The organism is Algoriphagus lutimaris, assembly GCF_017051705.1.
Taxonomy (GTDB): Bacteria; Bacteroidota; Bacteroidia; order Cytophagales; family Cyclobacteriaceae; genus Algoriphagus; species Algoriphagus lutimaris.
This window is the reverse complement of the sequence record NZ_JAFIDJ010000001.1, coordinates 36156-57505: the sequence shown is the minus strand read 5'-3', so window position 1 is coordinate 57505 and position 21350 is coordinate 36156. Positions and strand designations below refer to the sequence as shown.

At 40.2% G+C, this 21350-nt stretch carries 15 protein-coding genes and 1 tRNA gene; 6 read left to right on the top strand and 10 right to left on the bottom strand.

Going from position 1 to position 21350, the window contains the following annotated elements; all coding sequences use genetic code 11:
- Nucleotides 1-69 precede the first annotated feature (69 nt).
- The 4 genes from JYB62_RS00245 to JYB62_RS00230 form a co-directional block, all read right to left on the bottom strand.
- Entirely contained in the window at nt 70-975 is a 906-nt protein-coding gene (locus JYB62_RS00245) for a diacylglycerol/lipid kinase family protein (RefSeq protein ID WP_205643451.1), read from the bottom strand.
- Nucleotides 976-986: 11 nt separating this feature from the next.
- Entirely contained in the window at nt 987-1979 is a 993-nt protein-coding gene (locus JYB62_RS00240) for an App1 family protein (protein ID WP_205643450.1), read from the bottom strand.
- A gap of 119 nt (nt 1980-2098) precedes the next feature.
- Nucleotides 2099-3151, bottom strand: coding sequence for a M42 family metallopeptidase (locus tag JYB62_RS00235; RefSeq protein ID WP_205643449.1), 1053 nt, complete (start codon nt 3149-3151; stop codon nt 2099-2101).
- A 118-nt stretch (nt 3152-3269) separates the two neighbouring features.
- Entirely contained in the window at nt 3270-5153 is a 1884-nt protein-coding gene (locus JYB62_RS00230) for an amidophosphoribosyltransferase (RefSeq protein WP_205643448.1), read from the bottom strand.
- Nucleotides 5154-5510: 357 nt separating this feature from the next.
- Here JYB62_RS00230 and JYB62_RS00225 point away from each other — a divergent pair, with 357 nt between their 5' ends.
- Together JYB62_RS00225 and JYB62_RS00220 are read left to right on the top strand one after the other, a co-directional pair.
- On the top strand, nt 5511-5828 hold the full coding sequence (locus tag JYB62_RS00225) for a hypothetical protein (RefSeq protein WP_205643447.1): 318 nt from the start codon (nt 5511-5513) through the stop codon (nt 5826-5828).
- Between the two features lie 88 nt (nt 5829-5916).
- Nucleotides 5917-7317 (top strand): sigma-54-dependent transcriptional regulator, encoded by a 1401-nt coding sequence (locus JYB62_RS00220; protein WP_205643446.1) that lies wholly within the window; start codon nt 5917-5919, stop codon nt 7315-7317.
- Nucleotides 7318-7334: 17 nt separating this feature from the next.
- Here JYB62_RS00220 and JYB62_RS00215 read toward each other — a convergent pair whose 3' ends face one another.
- The 6 genes from JYB62_RS00215 to lepA form a co-directional block, all read right to left on the bottom strand.
- Complete coding sequence (locus JYB62_RS00215; protein ID WP_205643445.1) at nt 7335-9872, bottom strand: ATP-binding protein; 2538 nt, start codon at nt 9870-9872, stop codon at nt 7335-7337.
- A gap of 37 nt (nt 9873-9909) precedes the next feature.
- Nucleotides 9910-10458 (bottom strand): DsrE family protein, encoded by a 549-nt coding sequence (locus JYB62_RS00210; protein ID WP_205643444.1) that lies wholly within the window; start codon nt 10456-10458, stop codon nt 9910-9912.
- Between the two features lie 368 nt (nt 10459-10826).
- A tRNA-Leu gene (locus JYB62_RS00205) sits at nt 10827-10910 on the bottom strand.
- Between the two features lie 79 nt (nt 10911-10989).
- The gene (locus JYB62_RS00200) at nt 10990-11871 is read right to left on the bottom strand and encodes a bifunctional 5,10-methylenetetrahydrofolate dehydrogenase/5,10-methenyltetrahydrofolate cyclohydrolase (protein WP_205643443.1); all 882 of its coding nucleotides are present in this window, start codon (nt 11869-11871) and stop codon (nt 10990-10992) included.
- A 67-nt stretch (nt 11872-11938) separates the two neighbouring features.
- On the bottom strand, nt 11939-12151 hold the full coding sequence (locus tag JYB62_RS00195) for a four helix bundle protein (protein ID WP_205643442.1): 213 nt from the start codon (nt 12149-12151) through the stop codon (nt 11939-11941).
- A gap of 299 nt (nt 12152-12450) precedes the next feature.
- Entirely contained in the window at nt 12451-14244 is a 1794-nt protein-coding gene (lepA, locus tag JYB62_RS00190) for a translation elongation factor 4 (protein WP_205643441.1), read from the bottom strand.
- A gap of 355 nt (nt 14245-14599) precedes the next feature.
- On the opposite strand from lepA, the gene JYB62_RS00185 reads away from it, so the two are divergent.
- From JYB62_RS00185 to JYB62_RS00170, 4 genes are all read left to right on the top strand, one after another.
- Nucleotides 14600-15754: an efflux RND transporter periplasmic adaptor subunit gene (locus tag JYB62_RS00185; RefSeq protein WP_205643440.1), complete on the top strand. Its 1155-nt coding sequence runs from the start codon at nt 14600-14602 to the stop codon at nt 15752-15754.
- A gap of 145 nt (nt 15755-15899) precedes the next feature.
- Nucleotides 15900-19091: an efflux RND transporter permease subunit gene (locus JYB62_RS00180; protein ID WP_205643439.1), complete on the top strand. Its 3192-nt coding sequence runs from the start codon at nt 15900-15902 to the stop codon at nt 19089-19091.
- A complete protein-coding gene (locus JYB62_RS00175; RefSeq protein WP_205643438.1) occupies nt 19088-20560 on the top strand; it encodes an efflux transporter outer membrane subunit in 1473 nt (490 codons plus the stop codon). Before JYB62_RS00180 ends, JYB62_RS00175 begins: the two co-directional genes overlap by 4 nt.
- A 125-nt stretch (nt 20561-20685) precedes the next feature.
- Nucleotides 20686-21225: a DUF4924 family protein gene (locus tag JYB62_RS00170; protein ID WP_205643437.1), complete on the top strand. Its 540-nt coding sequence runs from the start codon at nt 20686-20688 to the stop codon at nt 21223-21225.
- Nucleotides 21226-21350: the final 125 nt, after the last annotated feature.

Genomic DNA, 21350 nt, shown 5'->3' with positions numbered 1-21350 from the left:
GCTTTTGATAAATGAAAGTGGAAGATATGGAAATCTACTAAAATCTATTATCAAGAAGTTATAATAGGTTTAGGAAAGCTTTTTTTGGCAGACAGAATATTTCTTGGAAGTGATGAATTGAAATGCTTCCTTGTCTATCACTGCCTCTACAGAATACGGTGTTCCCATTAATTCTCCATCAATTTGAAACTCCACTTCCTCAGGATTTTCAATCACACAGGATTCGCAGCGAAAAACTCTTGAAGAATCCTGCTCCTCTAAGTCACCTTTAAACATGGCCATGGTCATACGAATGTAATCTTTGGCAGACTCTGGGTTTAGGGCTATAATTTCAAACTTACCATCATCTAACCTACCTTTGCAATTAATCAAAGCTCCTGTCCCATATTTGTCTCCATTGGCTATTACAAGCATTTTTGCAGAAACTTCCTTAGTCTCGCCATTGATCTTCAATCGAAATACTTTTGGCTCAGTAGAAAAAATCTCAGATACCGAGCTGGTAATATAGGCCAGCATTCCTCGACCATCGGTTGATTCAAACTTTTTAACCAAGTTGGCATTAAAACCAAAATCAGCTAAGTGCAAGCAAAGCTCATCGTTGATATGAATAGCATCGATGTTGTGAACTTGAAAATTCCTTACCGCCTCCCAAGTATCTTCTATCGTGTTGATGCCCATACACTTGGCAAGTCCATTGGCAGAGCCTAATGGAACAATACACAGAGTGGTATTCATTTCCCGTAATGCCATGGCAGCTAATTTTACCGTACCATCTCCTCCCCCAACTAATACTAGATCTGGCTGAATCCGGTCATATTCCAGTTTGATTTTTTCAGCATCTCCTTGACCTGTAGTCCTAAAAATATGAGTATCATATTGGTGAAGTTTAACTTGCACCATTTCCATCAAATCCTCCTCCCTCAAACCATTCTCCCCAGATATGGGGTTAAAAACAAATAGACAAACTTTTCTCATTACATATTCTATTAAATAAATTGATTTTCTTTCGCTAATTCCAAGGCCTCTTTTGAAGTTTTGAAAAAGAAAAAATTCTCTAATGACACCTGGGATTCTAGCGTTTGCTTTCTTTTAGCGTCCAACTCATCCACTAGTCGTATAAAAACAGCAGTGACCCGATCTGGAAATTTCTTCATTATTTCAGTATAGATTTCCGGATCATGTTGGCCACTGTCCCCCACCAAAAAGAAATTCATATCTGGAAAAAAACGAAACAGAAACTCAATCTTATCCTTTTTATGATTGTGATTTCCATGACCAGATTTCCAAATATTCCTAAGATTTAGATGTTTGTCTTTCAGTAAGGTGGGACCCATTGGAATATGTCTATATCGCATAAAATCCCGGATCAGATCATAAATCGACCAATCACTGCTGGATACGTAAAATATGGGATTCTCTTTGTGACGAGTAAGTTCTTTGTAGAACTCTGACACCCCAGGCAAGGGTCTTCTTGTATAGGCATTTTTAGAAATAGAAAGCCAAAACTTCTTCCCAATATCTGTGGAATGGGAAATCAAAACTGTATCATCAATGTCTGAAATCACTCCCTGCCGTTCACTAAACCTCTTAACTTCCCTAGTAACCCAAGTGGAATTAATTTTTTGTTCAGGTTCCAGAACCGTAAAATTCACATGTTCCAATCTGTCTACAGAATAGGGATTTTTTACCTCAATTTGTTTCTCAAAAACCCCTTCTTCATCTGTTCTGACTTGTAATTTTTGATCATGTAAATGAATCTCCACCAATGCATTGGGAATAGTCTTGACAGAATATCTTCTAATGGAGGCAATGATGTTTTTCAGCCAAGAGTTTCTTGAAGAAGGTCTTTTTTGCGTATAAGAGGTAATAACTCTTCCATTAACAAAGATGGTATCCTCATTTCCAAAGGAAAGAAAAGGCTCCACCTTTACTTTTTCCTTCGAGCTGACCTCTCTCTGAACGATTGTTTCTGAATTCATACTTACTATAAATGCAAAAGAGAGGCCTCAGAATCGAATTCAGTGCATTTGAAGTAGGTTGCCAAAAAAAAATAGCCATTCTGATTTCTCGAAATGGCCAACCAAGAAATTTTAGTCTATCAATGTTTCCAATCGTATTGATCTACTTGCTCCAAACATGCAGTTAACAAAGAAATAGAATCCGCTATGTCTTGCTTATGGGCCATTTCGATCACCTGGTGAAGGTGTCTGGTAGGTATAGAGATCGCTCCCGCAATCGCCCCATGTTTCCCCATTCGCTGAACGCCTGCAGTATCAGTTCCTCCTGCAGTTAAGATCTCTGGCTGCCAGGTAATGGATTGTTTATTTGCAGTTTGCTTCATAAACTCCACCATTCTGTAGTCACAGATTGTGGAAGCATCCATGATCTTTATCGCCGTTCCTTTTCCTAGTTCCGTCACTTTCTCATGAGCTTGAGCTCCCGGCACATCAAAGGCGATAGTCGTGTCTAATGCGATTCCGAAATCAGGATTGATTCCATGTGCGGCCACATTGGCACCTCGGATACCCACTTCTTCCTGCACCGTAAAAGTCGCATATACATCATAGGCAGGATTCTCCAATTTTTTCAAGGTCTCAATCAAGATGAATACCGCTACTCTATTATCAATGGATTTACAGTTCACACAATCCCCCATTTCAATTAACTCCCGGTCTCTGGTAACAGGATCTCCAATGGAAATCACTTTTTCTACTTGAGATTTCGGCATCCCAAGATCAATGAAAAAGTCTGTAGTTTTAGGAAGCTTGGTTTTCTCTTCCTGGGACATCACATGGATAGGCTTACTTCCCATTACTCCTACCAGATCTTCCTTACCATGTACGATCACCCGTTGTGCAGTCAATGTTTTTGGATCAAAACCACCTAATGTATGGAATCTCAAAAACCCATTATCATCAATATGCGTCACGATAAACCCAATCTCATCCATGTGCGCAGCCACCATCACTTTTTTTTGATCAGGATTTCTTTTCCCTTTCTTGATAGCGATCACATTTCCTAGGTTATCCACCTTTACTTCGTCTGAAAGCGGAGTTACTAATTCTATTACCAAATCCCTCACACGCTTTTCAAAGCCCGGTGCGCCGGCGATTTCACAAATTTCTTTTAAGAGAGATACGTTTATGTCCATTTCGATGAATCTGTTTTGTTTCAAAACACTAATTTATTGATCGCTAAGATTATTAAAGAAAAAGGCACAAGGAATATTCCTTGTGCCTATCAATATTTTTATCAATTCTTTAAATGAATTAATAAGCTCTTACTGTTTTACCTTCCATATAGTTGGCAAATGATCTATTTACCACTCTTGTTCCTCCTGTAGTTGGATAATTTCCAGTAAAATACCAGTCTCCGGTATGTTTTGGAATACATTTATGAAGGTTCTCCACTGTTTGGAAAATCACTTTTACTTCAGCTTTGATATTATCTCCCGCCACAATCTGGGCTACTTTATCAGAAATCTCATCGTCTGTAAAAGAGTTATAAACATCCTTCACAAAGTTTTCATAGGAATTTGGCTCATTCAAGCAGGACTCGTGGATTCTATCCAAAACAGACTCCATCCCCCTCTCTTTTAGTAAAGCCAATGCAGCTCTGAAGGCTATGAATTCCTTCATTCTTGACATATCAATTCCATAACAATCAGGGAATCTTATTTGGGGAGCAGAAGAAACGATGATGATTCTTTTAGGATTTAATTTATCCAAGGTGGTCAAAATACTTTTCTCCAAGGTAGTGCCTCTTACAATACTATCATCAATCACCACCAAGGAGTCAATGCCTGAATTTACTACCTCAAAAGTAGTATCATATACATTAGCCACCATAGTATCACGATCATCGTCATTGGTAATGAAAGTCCTTAACTTCACGTCCTTACTCACCAACTTTTCTACTCTTGGGCGGAAATTAAGCAACTCATCGAGCTCGCCCATATGTGGTTTTCCTTCTAGAAATACCTCACGTCTTTTCGCGCTTAAGTAATCTTCTAAACCTTCAATCATTCCCAAAAAGGCCGTTTCAGCCGTATTTGGGATATAGGAAAACACGGTATTTTTTAGATCGAAATCAATGGCTTTCAAGATCTGGGGGATTAGGGCCTTACCCAAATCTTTCCGCTCCTGGTAGATTGCTGGATCTGTTCCTCTAGAGAAGTAAATACGTTCAAAACTACAAGACTTCTTTTCTCTGGCAGGAAGGATTTCTGATTCAGCATAAGACCCATCTTTATTGATCACCAATGCATGTCCTGGTTTGATCTCTTGGATTGCATTAAAATCAATATTGAAGGCCGATTTGATTGCTGGCTTTTCGGAAGCTACTACTACCACTTCCTCATCTGCATAATAATAAGCAGGACGGATTCCAGAAGGGTCACGAACTACAAAAGAAGAACCATTCCCTATCATGCCGGCCATGGTATATCCTCCGTCAAAGTCTCTACAGGACCTTCTTAAAATCCTAGCTACGTCCAATTCATTTTCAATCACATTCGTGATCTGCTCATTGGAATATTGGTGCTTATATTTATCGAAGATGCGTTGGTTTTCCTCATCAAGAAAGTGACCAATTTTCTCCATCACGGTTACTGTATCTGTCTTCTCTTTTGGATGCTGTCCAAGCTGAACCAGTTTGCTGAACAATTCCTCCACATTCGTCATGTTGAAGTTACCGGCCATCACTAGGTTACGACTTCTCCAGTTATTTTGCTTCAAGAATGGATGGCAAGTTTCAATGCTGTTTTCACCATGCGTTCCATAACGAAGATGTCCCAACCAAACTTCACCTGTAAAGGCAATATTTTCTTTCAACCAATCGGCATCTGTCAAAGCATCATGCCCTCCTAACTTCTTGGCTTTCTTGTACTTCTTGTTGATTTTGTCAAAAATATAATTGACTGCTGATGGCTCAATCGAACGATATCTACTGATATACCTTGTTCCGGGGTCAGTACCAATTTTAATGTTGGCGACACCTGCGCCATCTTGACCTCGATTGATTTGCTTTTGCATTAAGACATAAAGCCTGTTTGCTGCGTAGGCTGCCGTTCCGTACTTATCGATATAGTATTGAACAGGTTTGCGTAGCCTTATCATTGCTATGCCGCATTCGTGTTTGATGGCGTCACTCATGGATTCTGGCGAATGTTATTTTTGATGATTCAAAGTTACTAGTTTTTAAAAGAATTTTTCTTCAAAAAAGTTCTATTTCATGATTTTAAATTTTGTGAATAGCCCTATTTCTTACAAATCGCCGATTTAGATGAAATAGCCACTATTCAAGGGTGATTTTTTGGCTTATTAAGTACAAACTGAGGGACTTTTCCCCAAAATTATTTTTGATCTATCTCAAAAAAGTTGCTTTAGGAGAAGTTTAGGCGGTTGGCACAGGCTTCGCATCTACTATTTACAGTTCGAAAATGATCATTACGAATGAAGGAGTCCGGATTCCAACTAGTTTACTATTATCTAACTAAACCAAATAGCATTATGAAAACTCTGATTTTAGTGTCCACAATGTTATTTACTGGAGCTGCAATGGCTACTCCACTAATGACCCTAGAAAGCTTAAACCCAAAATCTGTTTCGGTTCAACAAGACAAAATGAAAATCGAAGCTGAATCATTGCCCGAAGCAGTGAAAACTTCTATCGCTGAAGATAATTTGGTTAAATCTTTGCCTATAGATGAAGCATTCCAAATCACCCAGCTCGATGGAACCTTCCACTTTGAGGTCGTATTTGACGGCGGAACCGATGAAAAGGTAACTAAGAAATATGACCAAGAGGGGAATGAAATAAAAGGCTAGTTGCTCAATCTCCTTATATTAAAAAAGCATCGTGCACTTTGCTCGATGCTTTTTTCGTAATTTAGAATTATTCAATGATAATAATTTCATGAAGCAGATCTTATTAGTCGAAGACGACCTGACTTACTCAAGAATAGTAAAAACCTTTTTGGAGAAAAACGGATACGCTGTTCAAACCTGCATCAAAGTAAAAGATGCTCAGCAGATAATGAGCTCCAATAGCTTTGATTTGATCATAGCTGATTTCCGCCTGCCTGATGGTACAGGTATGGAACTACTCCAATGGACCAAGTCCAAATTTCCCCAGACCCAAGTAATCCTCATCACACACTATTCAGACATACGCATTGCCATCAAAGCCATGAAGCTTGGTGCATTTGAGTATATCACCAAACCGATCAATCCGGATGAGTTATTGGCAACGGTAAAAGAGTCTCTTTCCGTAAAGGAGAATGAAGCACCAAAAATATCTTCTTCTCCACAAAAAAGTACGGAACCCAAGGTATCCAAGGGGAGCTATGTAATAGGAAGTTCTGCTGAGGCAGAAAAATTGGAAAAGCACATTCAATTGGTAGCTCCCACCGATTTAAGTGTATTAGTATTGGGTGAAACAGGAACAGGGAAAGAGTTCGTCTCTCGTAGAATTCATGAGCTATCCACCAGAAAAGACGGACCTTTCATCGCTATTGATTGCGGAGCCCTACCAAGAGAACTTGCAGGAAGTGAACTATTTGGCCACGTAAAAGGTGCTTTTACAGGTGCACTAGAACATAAAACGGGACATTTTGAGTCTGCAAATGGAGGAACCATCTTCCTGGATGAAATAGGAAACTTGAGTTATGAGGTTCAGATTCAGCTATTACGTGCCATTCAGGAAAGGACTATCCGTAAAATCGGAGGCAATAAGGAAATTCAAATAGATGTCCGAATTATTGCAGCAACTAATGACAACCTAATTCTGCAATCTGGGGATGGACATTTTAGAGAGGACTTGTATCATAGACTGAATGAATTCACGCTTCATGCGATCCCTCTAAGAAGAAGAAAAGAAGATTTGGAGGATTTCTCTCAGCAATTCTTAGAAGAAAGTAATGCTCGACTCAATAAATCTGTCAGTGGGTTCACTCCTGAAGTTTGGGAGATTTTCTTAGCTTATGATTGGCCAGGAAACTTAAGAGAATTACGAAATATCATCAAAAGAGCCGTGTTGCTTACTGCTGGAGGATTAGTGGAAAAAGATGCGCTACCTGCGGATTTGTACGAACCTTCCCTTCAATCTTCTCCCAGTTCCATGTCGGGAGGAGCCTCCTCCATGGGAAATGAATTGCCCTCACCCAAAGATTATAAATCCAAGTGGATCGAGCAGGAAAAGGAATTGATTCAAAAAGTCCTCAACGATACGAAATTCAATAAATCCAAAACCGCCAGGATTCTAAACATGGACCGAAAGACTTTGTATAGTAAAATGGAAAAGTACGGGTTGGATTAAGTAATAAACAAACTTATTTAAGAATAGCTCTCTGGAGCATACACCAAATCTGAGAGAGCTGCCAACAGGTTTTTCACTTCAATATCCAAGAGATTAAGCACATCTTCCATTCCATTATGGGTACCCAGTTTCAGGCTATTTTCTACCTTCCTGGCTAATTCCCCACTTGGGCTTTTAATTTGACCAAGCCTACTTCCCAATTGGTGGCATATTTCCAAAACCTGATCCCAACGATCATTTAACCTTGCTTTCTTCAGTTTGGTCATGTCATTTTGAGTATCCTTGATCAAATCCTTCAAGATATCCATCAAGAGGTCCTCATCTCCCATGCAGAACCTTCTCATATCTTTTAGGTCAAAATGATCATGCTTATCAGCATTCGGTTCCGGATTGATAGGTTGCCCTTTAGTAGCACGGTCAGGGAATACTCTACTCAAACAAGCTACCAATGCTCTTTCTTGAAATGGTTTGAATAACAGCTCATTGAAACCCTCTCTCATCATTTTTTCCTTTTCCTCCACAAAAACATTGGCTGTCATTGCTAAAATCGGAAGCGTTTGATAAGCAGCAATAGATCTTAAGGATTTCACAACATCAAATCCGGAAAATTCTGGCATCTGAATATCAATGATCGCCAAATCAATATCAATCTCTTCAAATTCATCTCTAAAAGTGGCTCCTCCAGGGTAGGCAATCACATTGGCTCCAAAGTAGGAAAAGATAGTTTCCAAATACCGAAGCCCCACTTTATCGTCATCAACCAATAAAACATTTTTCCCTTCCAGGTCAATGTAATTAAGTTCCTCCTGGTCAACTTCAGATTCTTGAGCTGGGGTAGTTTCCATAGGCAAAGAGATCTTGATATTGGTTCCAACTCCCTCTTCACTCTGGGTATCAATTTCACCATTCATCAACATCACCAATCGATGTACGATTGCCAATCCGAGTCCAGTACCCCCAAATTTTCTGGAAATTGAGTTATCCGCCTGATCAAACTCTAAGAAGACTTTTTCCAGCACTTCTTTACTCATCCCTATCCCAGTGTCCCTTATCTCCACAACTAGCTGATTTTCTGACCATTCTACAGCTACATGAATCGAACCTGCTTGGGTAAACTTAAAGGCATTTGACAAGAGGTTATTCAAGATTTGCTTCAATCGAAGTTGGTCTCCCTCCAACCATTTATCTTCAGGTAGCTTTAAAGACCAATAAAAGCCCAGCTTTTTCTCAGTTGCTTGAAGCTCATAGAATTTTTGAAGAGCACTAAATAATCTTACCGGATCAAAAGCCGTGTATTCCAATTTTAACTTTCCTGCCTCTAGCTTAGAAAAATCAAGGACATCGTCCACAATTTCCATCAAAGTCTGGGAAGCAAAACCTATCATTCTCAAATAAGATTGCTGGGCAGAATCCAATTCCGATTTTTCCAATACAGATTGATATCCTTGGATCACATGCAAAGGATTACGAATCTCATGACTCATGTTTGCCAAAAATTCCTGCTTGGATTTAGCCAACTGTTCTGCTTTTTGCTGGGAAATCAATAGGTTTTCTTGGTACTTTCTATTGAGTCGAATCTCTTTCAAAATCGAATACACCAATAAAGCTGAAGCTAACACTGCCAGAACTACCACCAGCACTAAAAAATAAGTCACATCATTGGCAAGCCCATAAGCAGCATTGTTTTGATCATTGGATTCTTCAATTGTCCTTCTTTGTAAGGTGACCAGCAATTCCTGAATGGTTCCGACGATTTCACTTTGCTTTTGGGAAAGATCTGCCTCCAGCGTAGCCAACTTTTGTCTTTGGTAAGATTCTTCTCTATAAATCCTGCTGATGACTCCTTTGATATTATAAAGGATGCTATCAATAGTAAATGGTTGTGTAGAATTGGTGCGGGTATTCTGCTTTTGAAGATTTCGAAGGTAGTTTACCAATTTATCTTCCTCTCGAGAAATTTCCTCCGGCGATACCCTACCTACTTGCAACTCCTGATTCTTGGGAAGCTCTTGTCGGGTCGCGTTTTGCTGTTCCAATTCATCCAAGATGATATCTCTTGGACGAAGTGTGATCAAAGGTTCCGTCTCTGCATCAGCTGCTCTCCGCCGAATCCCCAATTCTACCTTTCGAAGTGCTTCCTGGGTAAAATTCCTATCGGCAAGATTCTTTTTTACCTCGTACAGATCTTTGTACCCAACTACCAAGGCAATTAAATTTTCTCGGATACTTCTGATATTGGATTCCTCCAAGGTATCGGAAGCCCATTCATTTAACTGAATGAGTTTGGCATTCAGGGAATTCATGGTAGAATCCTGCACCCTAAAATCACCTCCTTGGTCTACCTGTTCGATTTGGGTAATCTGAAAAATCTCCGACTGCAGCTCACTCAGTAAATTCAATTTCTGGTTGGGCTGAGCCAATTCTGCTACCGTATCTACCAGACGATTTAGGGTATAATAAGTCAGTCCTGCCACACCGATCAAAAAGATGGCAGCAAAGAAAAATCCGATCACGACTTTTCTGGCGGTCTTGGAAGGAGGATTGACTTTTTTCATTCTACCCTCCAAAATTACCAATAATTATTCCAAGTATTTAAAATTTGAGCATTGTATATCCCTGAGGGACATAGGTAGTAAGAGTGGTCAAGGCTGAATGGGCTATTTCTATCCCTGGCCAAATATCCTTTTTGGTAAGGCCACGGGCTCTCATCGACTGCCCGCAAACATAGAATTCTACGCCTGCATCCTTCAATGCTTGATATACTTTTAGGTTTGGATTATCTACCTGATACCGAGACTGATAGTTTTCATCTGTAATCGAAGTAAAGATCGCTCCCCCATGAATCACGACTTTCACATGCATCTGTTCTTGCTTCACACCTGCTAAACCATGTAGGTTCATTAATCGAGCAATATTATCTACCCATCTGCTGATTTCTTTGGGGTTATCCGCACCTGTAGATAAGTCCACGATGATTTTATAATCCAAACTTGGATCCGGACGTTCCGTCGCATCAGGAACTTCATAAATCCCACCATAACCTTTAACTAAAGGGAATTGAGCTTCTGATTGGGCAAATGTAACTTGGGTAATAAGCAAAAGCGCAGCAGAGAAAAGTGCCGCTCTCATTAGTTGATTCATAGGAAATTTTGTTAGCCCGAAAAAGTAGGGATTTTATTGAGGAAATGAGTGGCCATTGGTGGAAAAAATACATGTAATGAGCTCTTAGGATCATTTTTAATTTCACCCTCCTTCGAATTTTAAACCTCCCCCAAAGCCGCGAAGGCGCAAAGGGTTAATATAAATATGAATATTCATCCCTTGACAAACTCATGATTACAGTATATGCATAGTCCAGGGGACTGGCATTAGTGCCGTCATTGCTAGGATTCTCTAAAGCCGACGTGGCAATCAAGACTTTGGGAAATGAGATTACCACACTCTGCGAATAACTCTGCGGACTCTGCAGTAGAAAGAAAAAAAGCCCTGAATTACTTCAGAGCTCTTAGTGCGCACGAGAGGATTCGAACCTCCACACAACTTAATGCACCACCCCCTCAAGATGGCGTGTCTACCAGTTTCACCACGTGCGCGGATAGGGTCAGCAAAAGTAGAAATGTTGCCTATTCAAAGCAACCCCTTCCCTCAAGCTTTTCCAATTATTTTTATCGTTTACCCGTAAACTTTCTTCTCGGCTGCCAATAAGGTATTGTAAAGTAAAGAAGCAATGGTCATCGGGCCGACCCCTCCAGGAACTGGAGTAATTGCGGAAGCAATCTCAGACACCTCATCAAACTTTACATCTCCTACCAATCTAAATCCTGATTTTTTGCTGCTGTCTTCAATTCTATGAATTCCCACGTCAATGACTACTGCTCCTGGCTTCACCATATCAGCAGTAACAAAATGAGGCTTTCCTAAGGCAACGATCAAGATATCGGCAGACTTAGCAATCTCCTCCAGATTCTTGGTGCGGCTGTGAGTCAACGTGACAGTAGCATTGCCAGGGTATCCGTTTCTTGCCATCAAAATACTCATAGGGCTACCTACGATATGACTTCTTCCGATCACCACACAATTCTTACCTGAGGTCTCGATCTCGTATCTTTTCAATAACTCAATGATTCCATAAGGAGTAGCCGCGACATAAGCAGGCCAGTTCAAAGCCATTCTACCTACGTTGGCTGGTGTAAACCCATCTACATCTTTCTCTGGTTTGATTTTATCAGTTACCTTCTCCACAGAGATATGTTTCGGCAAAGGCAATTGTACAATCAATCCGTCAATGGATGGGTTTTCATTGATATCCTCGACTACTTTCAAAAGTTCTTCTTCAGATACCGTATCTTCCAATCGAACCAGAGTAGAATCGAAACCGCACTCTTCACAAGCTTTTACTTTTGCTCCTACATAGGTTTGGCTAGCGCCATCATTTCCTACCAGGATCGCAGCCAAATGAGGAGTTTTTCCTCCTTCAGCTTTAATTTCACTGACACGCGCAGCAATTTCGGATTTGATTTCGGAAGATGTTTTTTTACCGTCTATTAAGATCATATGAATTTCGATTGGGGTCAAATTAAGTACAAAATGCGAAGTACGAAGTACGGGCATTTTAATAATATTAACCTTTTATTTTAAACCGAGCTGTTTTAAGGCTTGCCACAACAATAGCAACTAGCTCATTTGATTCCTTTATTAATCTTTCTATTTCTGGTTTCAGTTCCAGTTTTGAATTTATTTTCTCTAAAATCTCTAGAAAAAACTGGCTCTCATCAGCTTCTTCTTCAACAATTTGAAGTTTATAAATAAAATCAGCATTCGATTTTGCTCTCATTTCAGTTCTTTAATTTGCGGCAACTGAACTAGAGCAATGAAGAAGCTGATTCACATAATTATTAAACTCTCTGGTTTGCGGTAATTTCGAACATGTATACCAAACATCAATGGCAAACTTCTTTGTTCGGTCTTTCAAGTCTTGACTCATTGAAAAAAATATTTGAACTAAAATAATAATTCAATATTTCTATTCCAATTAATTCTTAATCTGTCACAACTCGCATTTCTGACTTCGCACTTCCAATTTCGTTCTTCGTACTTCTAATCTAGTACTTCCGATTTCGTCGTTCGTACTTCCTAATCAAGTTTTAACACCGCCATAAACGCTTCCTGAGGAACCTCTACGTTTCCAACTTGTCTCATTCGCTTTTTACCTTTCTTCTGCTTCTCCAACAATTTACGCTTACGAGAAATATCACCACCATAACACTTCGCCAACACGTTTTTACGTAATGCTTTCACTGTTTCACGGGCAATGATCTTAGTTCCAATAGCTGCCTGAATTGCAATCTCAAACATTTGTCTTGGTACCAATTCTTTCAACTTCTCGCAAAGTCTCTTTCCCCATTCATAAGCTTTATCTCTGTGAACGACCGCAGAAAGCGCATCTACCGGCTCTCCATTCAACATCACATCCAATCTCACCATATGGGAAACCTGATAACCGATCAATTCATAATCCAAAGAGGCGTACCCTCTGGAGATCGTTTTTAATTTATCGAAGAAATCGAAGACAATCTCTGCCAAAGGCATATCAAAAGTCAATTCCACTCGATCTGCTGTCAAATAAACTTGGTTTTTGATCTGACCTCTCTTCTCCATACAAAGAGTAATCACTGAACCCACATAATCGGAGGCTGTAATGATTGAAGCTTTGACATAAGGCTCTTCAATATGCTTCATTCGTGTTGGGTCAGGCATATCTGAAGGCGCATTGATCAATTTGTATGTATCATCAGTCATCAAAGCCTTGAACTGCACTGAAGGAACCGTGGTAATCACAGTCATATCAAATTCACGTTCCAATCGTTCCTGAATGATCTCCATATGAAGCATTCCTAGGAATCCACAACGGAATCCAAAGCCCAATGCAGCTGAAGTTTCAGGTTCCCAAACCAAAGAAGCATCATTTAGCTGAAGCTTTTCCATGGAAGCTCTGAGTTCCTCATAATCAGTCGTATCAACAGGGTAAATCCCGGCAAATACCATGGGCTTCACATTTTCAAACCCTTGAATTGCTTTTTCACAAGGTCGCTTGATGTGAGTAATAGTATCCCCTACTTTAATCTCTTTAGCCACTTTTACTCCGGAGATCAAGTAACCTACGTTACCTGCACTCATGGTTTGTTGCGGTATTTGATTTAGACCCAGGATTCCAATTTCATCCGCCTCATATTCTCTTCCTGTATTGACAAACTTGATTTTATCTCCTTTAGAAAAGGTACCGTTGAAAATTCGGAAAATTACTTCAACACCTCGGAAAGGATTATATACAGAATCAAATATCATGGCCTGTAAAGGGGCTTCTGGATCTCCAGTAGGAGCGGGAATTCTGGTTACTACGGCTTTTAGGATATCATCTACTCCAATACCTGTTTTTCCAGATGCCAAGATGATATCTTCTCGGTCACAACCTATCAAATCAATCACCTCATCCGCTACTGCCTCGGGATCTGCTCCAGGAAGGTCAATCTTGTTAAGGACAGGAATGATTTCCAGATCATGTCCTAAAGCCAAATACAAATTGGAAATTGTTTGGGCTTCGATACCCTGTGAAGCATCCACAATCAACAAAGCACCTTCGCAGGCAGCTATAGAACGGGAAACCTCATAGGAAAAATCCACATGTCCTGGAGTATCAATCAGGTTGAGTGTATACTCTTCTCCTTCATGAGTATATCTCATTTGAATCGCATGAGACTTTATGGTAATCCCACGCTCACGCTCCAAATCCATGTTGTCCAACAATTGATTCTGCATATCACGATCAGCGACCGTCTGGGTTTCCTGCAGTAATCTATCCGCCAGTGTACTCTTCCCATGATCAATATGGGCGATGATACAGAAATTTCTAATTTTTTGCATATCCATTCTGGGGGCAAAAGTAGTAAAAAATAGGCTTATCGCTTTTATTTTTATTGCTTTCTTAAAAGCTTCCAAATTCTGAACCTCCAGTTTAAAAAATGTTAAAACAACTTACTCAGGATGAGGAAGAAAAAGGGTATAAACTGGAAAGTATTGGAATTCACCCCAACTTTTAGAGAATATATGAGGAATTATTCCCCAATAATCAGCAAGAAATACCCACTTTTTTTGTATTTTATCTACACTACTACCTGAAAATCAGCTACTAGGTTCAAGTTAGCACTATAAAAGCCAGTGGTATGATTATTTCTAAAACCACAGCAAAACCAACTGTTATCAGGACATAGACTACCTATTAAACATGAACTATCTATCTATCAAAACATACAGGCTAAAAACTTTCGCCGTCATCCTCAGCTGTCTAGCAGCAAGTTTCGGGTTTTACGGTTGCGAGGAAGCTGAGGTAAAAGAGGAAGGAATCCCTTTGCCTGTACTTACCTTGAAAGAAGAGCCCGCAGCTATTTCCTACAAATATTTAGGCTCCGTAGAAGGAGTTGAAAACGTACAAATAAGGCCTCAAGTTGAAGGAATATTGGAAGAAATCTACGTGGATGAAGGCCAATACGTCAATAAAGGAGATGCATTGTTTAAGATTAATAGTCAACCTTACATGGAAGACTTGAAAAATGCTCTTGCCAATGTAGAACTTGAAAAAGCAAGACTCAGAAAAGCAAAAACTGAAATCGACAGACTACGTCCATTGATTGAAAATGAAGTGATCTCAGAAGTACGAATGGAGACCACAATCGCTGATTATGAGGTAGCTCAATCTTCCTTGGCAAAAGCAGAAGCAGAGGCCGCTAACATGCGAATCAATATGGCGTTCACCACGATCAAAGCACCAGTGGATGGTTTGATGGGAAGAATTCCAAAATCGATAGGTAACGTAGTGAAAAAATCAGATGACACGCCATTGACAGTCTTATCCAATGTGAGTGAGATCTATGTGTATTTTTCAATGAGCGAGTCTGACTATCTCTACTTTGAACGAATGAAAAAGGATTCCACTTCCAAAAAAATGAATCCCGACGTGAAGCTGGTGTTGGCTGATGGTAGTGTGTATGATAAAGTGGGAACAATAGATGCAAATTCAGGTCAAATCAACCGATCAACTGGCTCTATTACTTTACGTGCCCATTTTGAAAATCCAGACACCTTATTGAGAACTGGTAATACTGGAAAAATCCTGATGGAACAGATTTATCCTAACGCGATATTGGTCCCCCAATCTGCAACTATTTCCATTCAAAATAAACGGTTTATTTACGTATTAAATGGAGACAATACTGTTTCAAGAAAAGAAATTACGATTGAAGGCAGATCTGGAAATGATTTTATCGTAACCGGAGGTCTTTTGAAAGCAAATGACCGAATCGTCACTGCAGGACTCGATAAACTCAGTGAAGGCGTACTTGTAAAACCTTTGGAGCAAGGGCAATTACTAACACAAAATTAATTCAGACAAGCTGTAGTCTAACTTTTATGAAAGCTTAGACCATCTAACATGACACCTAGACATTTATCCACTTCTCTTGGAAGCGGGGTGGTTTACCTTTGTTGGTTTTCCCCCATTTTTTATCTAGGTATATCCTGAAAGTCGCATGATTAAAAATATTATACAAAGGCCAGTATTGGCATTGGTAATCTCCATTCTATTGGTATTGGCCGGTGCAGCGAGCATGACCATGCTTCCCGTGGAGCGATTTCCCGAAATCGCACCTCCCAGTGTCAGTGTACAGGTTTACTACCCTGGAGCCAATGCAGAGACCGTAGCCAATTCAGTACTCTTACCTCTTGAAGAAGCAATCAACGGGGCAGAAAACATGAGTTATGTCAACTCCACAGCTACTAACTCAGGAAGAGGTCGATCTACCGTGTACTTTGAACCCGGAACCGATCCCAATGTTGCTGCAGTAGAAATTCAAAACAGGATTTCGAAAGTCATGGAACAAATCCCTGCCGAGGTGAGAGAAGGAGGTATTGTCGTTTTGAAACGACTGAAAGGTTCCTTGATGACCATCAACATCTACAGTGAAAGTGATGATTATGACGAGACTTTCCTAAATGCCTACACCCGGATGAAAATCCGTAGAGAGTTAAAACGTGTGGGCGGTATTGCAGAAGCATCCATCTTGCGTTCCCGGGATTATGCCATGCGAATTTGGCTCAATCCAGAAAAACTGGCGCTCTATGGATTGACTCCTAGAGAGGTGTTAAATGAAGTAAGAGATCAAAGTTTTGAAGCGGCTCCAGGTAGGTTTGGGGAAAATTCAGAAGAAACTTTTGAGATTGTATTAAAACATAGTGGACGGTTCAGTGAACCAGAAGAATATGAAAACATCGTCATTAAATCTGAGGAAGACGGATCCCAACTTCGATTAAAGGATGTGGCCCGACTAGAGTTCGGAGCATCGAACTATGCCAGTGAAAATAAACTGGATGGTAAATCTGCAGTCACCATTGATATTGTACAACAGCAAGGAGCCAACGCAGTGGAAATTGACAAGGCTGTTCGTGAAATCATGGAAGAGCAAGCCAAGGCATTCCCAGAAGGAATTCATTACAAAATCACCTATAGTGTGCGTGACCAAATTGATGAGTCCATGCACCATGTGCGGCAAACCTTAATTGAGGCATTTGTATTGGTTTTTTTGGTCGTATTTATCTTCCTACAGGATTTTAGAGCGACCCTTATCACGGCGATTTCTATCCCTGTTTCATTAATAGGCACATTCTTTTTCCTTCAATTAATCGGGGCTACCATGAATGTGCTCAGTATGTTCTCCATCGTGTTGGCAATCGGTATTGTGGTGGATGATGCCATTGTGGTGATTGAGGCAATTTACGAAAAAATCCACGATCAAGAAATGCAGGTATTGGATGCGGTCAATGCAGCCATGTCTGAAATCACCGGAGCGATTATTTCCATTACCATTGTAATTGCTGCCGTATTTTTACCTGCAGGTTTCTTGGATGGACCAGTGGGAGTATTCTATAAGGAATTTGCATTCACCATCATCTTTGCAGTTTTGATTTCAGCAATCAATGCATTGACGTTGGTTCCTGTTTTGAGCGCCTTAATTTTAGGCAAGAAAAAAGAGAAAAAACCTGCTAAAAACAACCTGATCGGAAAGATCAAAGAGTCTGAGAAGATGGACAAAATCAAGTCTATCAAGACCAAAAGCTTAAAGAAATTTGACACCGTTTTTGACAAGTTTACCTTTCAATACATCCGATTGATCAAATGGGCCATCCTTCGTAAATGGTGGACCGTAGGGGGATTGGTCATCGTAACTGGACTTACCTTTTTCTTGGCTTCCAATACGCCAAAAGGCTTTATTCCTACCGAAGATGACAACTTCCTGATTTTCTCATTATCCATGCCGGAAGGTTCTTCTCTTTACCGAACTAACCAGTTGCTTAGACAGGCAGACTCCTTATTACACTTGGAGCCAGCCGTAGCAAGCGTCAACACGGTTTCTGGTTACAATATTGTGGATGATTCAGAAAGCGCTTCAACAGGGCTGGGCTATGTGAAACTGAAAGAAGTTTCTGAGCGAGGAGACATTTCTGATATTCAGGAAGTGGTCAAGCATTTGACCAAAAAACTTAGCGTATTGAATGAAGCCAAAATTAATATGTATCCAAGACCGACGGTACAGGGATTTGGTAATTTCGATGGGGTTCAGATTGTACTTCAGGACTATTCAGATGGGGATTTGGCTGAGTTTGGAGTGTTGATCCATGAGTTTGTAGCGGAACTTTCTAGACAAAAAGAAATCGAAAAAGCCTTTACTTCCTACAACACCAATTTCCCTCAGTTCAAACTGAACATCGACTATGAAAAAGCAAAAGCTTTAGGGGTCAGTGTGAAAGACATGATGTTTACCATTCAGTCTAACTTCGGTAGAACCCGAGTGGGTGACTTCAACCGATTCACTCGTCAATACATGGTATACATGCAGTCGGACATTGAATACCGAGAAACCCCCGATGCCATCAATTCCATTATGGTCAAAAATGATAAGGGCGAAATGGTGCCGCTTAGCTCCTTTGTAAGTCTGGAACAAACGTATGGACCGGAGACGGTATTTAGGTACAATCTATACAATGCAGCAAGAATTAATATTACGCCAGCTCAAGGGTACAGCACGGGGGATGTCATGGATATGTTGGAGAAATTCAGTGCAGATAAACTTCCTGCCAACTTGGGCTTTGAATGGACTGGGATGAGTTTGGAAGAAAAGAAATCCGGTTCAAGTACCACCACGATTTTCATCATCAGTATCATCCTGACTTACTTCATTCTGGCAGCACAATATGAAAGTTTCTGGCTTCCTATGGCCGTGATTCTTTCCTTGCCAGCAGGTATTCTGGGGATTTTCGCATCCATAAATCTGGTAGGAATAGATAATAATATTTATGTCCAGGTGGGACTGATCATGCTGATTGGTTTGTTGGCAAAGAATGCCATCCTGATTGTAGAATTCGTGGCACAGAAAAGAAGAGCTGGACTACCCGTCTTTGAGGCGGTCATAGAAGCTTGTGAATTGCGATTGAGACCTATTATGATGACCTCTTTTGCCTTTACAGCTGGGTTGATTCCTTTGATGTTCTCCGTAGGATCTTCCGCAGAAGGAACCAAATCAGTCAGTATTGGTACTGCTGGGGGAATGATATTCGGGATTTCACTAGGACTTATTTTCATTCCTGTATTGGCCTATCTATTCCAACAACTACAGGATAGATTCACTTTGACTACCAGTAAAAAAGTAGAAACCGCAGAACAATGATTTACACTAAGAGATTAATACCCCTTTTCTTATTGCTTATCGTAGCGGTAAGTTGCAAAGTCGGAGAGAATTATACACGACCCGACACGGATTTACCCGACGAATTTTATGGTAGCGAAAAATTGCAAGACAGTGTATTTATCGGTGATGAAAAAATCGCATTGATTTCTTGGGAAGATTTCTTTCAGGACTCTACATTGAATTCTCTGATCGACTCGGCGCTTTCAGGAAACTTTGATATGCAAAAAGCCAGAAAGCAAATTGAAATTGCAAGTGAAAGCTTCCTGCAAACAAAAGCCAATTTCTTACCTAGCCTTGGGTCCAATCCTGCAAGATTTACCCGGGAATATTATTCAGAAAACTACAACAATTACGGCTCGAATAGAGCGAGGAGAAACCATCCAGATGGAGTTCCCAGAACTTTATATACCGAAAATTTAGCCTATGCGGTAACCTTGCAAGCAAGCTGGGAGATTGATATTTGGGGCAAATTGAGATGGCAAAAAGAAGCTGCCCAAGCCAAGTATATGCAAACGGCAGAGTTTCAAAAAGCACTTCAAACGGCTTTGGTTTCGGAGATCTCTTCGACCTATTTCAATATGTTGATGCTGAAATCACAATTGACTGTAGCACAAAGAAACTACAGCCTCAGCCAAAACACCTTAAAAATCGTCAAACTTCAGTACGATGCAGGCGAGAACACATCCTTGGCTGTTCAGCAAACCCAGTCCCAGATGTTACGAGCCAAGGCATTGATTCCTCAATTGGAAAAAGCCTATATCATCCAGGAAAATAAATTAAACAATTTGTTAGGAAATGTACCTTCTGAAATCGAACTGGAGGGAGTACTGGACCAGCTGGCATTAGACCACCGATTCAGTACCGGGGTACCGATCGACTTGATTCAAAACAGACCTGATGTGGCTGGTTCAGAGTATAATCTATTAGCTGCCAATGCAAAAGTAGGGATCACCCAAGCCATGAAATACCCTTCTTTAACCATTAATGCAGGTGCCGGGTTAAACTCCATGAGTTTTGGGAATGTATTAGATCCATTCAGTTCTGGATTTGCACTGCTCAATGGGGCTTTGTTCCAGCCTATTTTCCAAAACAGAAAATTAAAGACCAATCACCGTATTGCGATCAAGGAACGTGAGATTGCCGAATTAGACTTCCGAGACAAAGTGAATACTGCCATTAGTGAAGTATCTAGTGCGTTGGTTAATATTGAAAAGCTTCAAGAGGAATACGATATTGCCCAAGAGCGGTTAAGAACAACTACCAAGAGTATGACTGATGCATTTTTGCTCTTTCAAAGTGGCTTTGCGAATTACTTGGAAATCATCAATGCCCAAGAGGACGCACTTCAAAACCAGTTGGAGGTAGTTCAGTTAAAAATGCAATTGGCTTTGGCCAAAGTAGAATTATACAGAAGCCTTGGTGGCGGTTGGCAGGTCAATACGGATTAAATTCTATTAATTTTAACAAGGCGACATTTATTAAAAGTAACCCTCGAATATGAAGGTTGCTTTTTTGTTTTGTTTAGGATTTAAAATCGGAAGCGCAAAAAATAATCTTTTCTTACCTTTGCCCCATGAAGTCGGTAGCAGAAAACAAAAAGTCCCAAAACATCGCTGAATACATTATTTACATGTATCAAATGGAAGACCTGATAAGATCCTATCAAGGAAATCCAGCCGAAATCAAGCAATATGTAGTAGAAAAGTATCCCGTTTCAGAAGAGGAAAAAGCTGAAATATCCGATTGGTATTTATCCTTGTTGGATGAAATGAATGCTCAGAAAATTCTAGAAAAGGGGCATTTGGAGGAGCTCAATCAATTGGTGGGGGAATTGGCTAAAATCCATTGGAATTTATTGAAAACGGACGGCACCTATTTTGAAGCTTACTCCAAAGTAAAACCATTTATCTTGGATGCGGTCATGCAGGCTGAAGGAAAAGACTTGGGCAATGAGATTCAGATTTGCTTAAATGGGATTTATGGATTGTTACTTTGCCGACTTTTAGGAAAAAAAGTCTCTGATGACCAGCTGAAATCAGCTGAAGCCTATGGGGATGTATTGTCTTACCTAAGCCGCTATTACCATACGGTGCACTCCTTGCCTGAGAACTAAGCACTCCCAAGCTATGAGTAATACCACCATATATATAGTCGTAGGGATTTTAGCTCTTCACTTTGTGGTCGGGATTGGTTATTTGATCTATAAGATCAATGGAGGAAAGAACAAAAACTAGCGGA

Coding starts and splice junctions, on each gene's coding strand:
- JYB62_RS00180 (WP_205643439.1), top strand. CDS start 15,900: ATGATTAAAAATATTATACAAAGGCCAGTATTGGCATTGGTAATCTCC.
- lepA (WP_205643441.1), bottom strand. CDS start 14,244: ATGGATATGCAAAAAATTAGAAATTTCTGTATCATCGCCCATATTGAT.
- JYB62_RS00200 (WP_205643443.1), bottom strand. CDS start 11,871: ATGATCTTAATAGACGGTAAAAAAACATCTTCCGAAATCAAATCCGAA.
- JYB62_RS00245 (WP_205643451.1), bottom strand. CDS start 975: ATGAGAAAAGTTTGTCTATTTGTTTTTAACCCCATATCTGGGGAGAAT.
- JYB62_RS00195 (WP_205643442.1), bottom strand. CDS start 12,151: ATGAGAGCAAAATCGAATGCTGATTTTATTTATAAACTTCAAATTGTT.
- JYB62_RS00225 (WP_205643447.1), top strand. CDS start 5,511: ATGAAAACTCTGATTTTAGTGTCCACAATGTTATTTACTGGAGCTGCA.
- JYB62_RS00175 (WP_205643438.1), top strand. CDS start 19,088: ATGATTTACACTAAGAGATTAATACCCCTTTTCTTATTGCTTATCGTA.
- JYB62_RS00240 (WP_205643450.1), bottom strand. CDS start 1,979: ATGAATTCAGAAACAATCGTTCAGAGAGAGGTCAGCTCGAAGGAAAAA.
- JYB62_RS00210 (WP_205643444.1), bottom strand. CDS start 10,458: ATGAATCAACTAATGAGAGCGGCACTTTTCTCTGCTGCGCTTTTGCTT.
- JYB62_RS00170 (WP_205643437.1), top strand. CDS start 20,686: ATGAAGTCGGTAGCAGAAAACAAAAAGTCCCAAAACATCGCTGAATAC.
- JYB62_RS00220 (WP_205643446.1), top strand. CDS start 5,917: ATGAAGCAGATCTTATTAGTCGAAGACGACCTGACTTACTCAAGAATA.
- JYB62_RS00235 (WP_205643449.1), bottom strand. CDS start 3,151: ATGGACATAAACGTATCTCTCTTAAAAGAAATTTGTGAAATCGCCGGC.
- JYB62_RS00185 (WP_205643440.1), top strand. CDS start 14,600: ATGAACTATCTATCTATCAAAACATACAGGCTAAAAACTTTCGCCGTC.
- JYB62_RS00215 (WP_205643445.1), bottom strand. CDS start 9,872: ATGAAAAAAGTCAATCCTCCTTCCAAGACCGCCAGAAAAGTCGTGATC.
- JYB62_RS00230 (WP_205643448.1), bottom strand. CDS start 5,153: ATGAGTGACGCCATCAAACACGAATGCGGCATAGCAATGATAAGGCTA.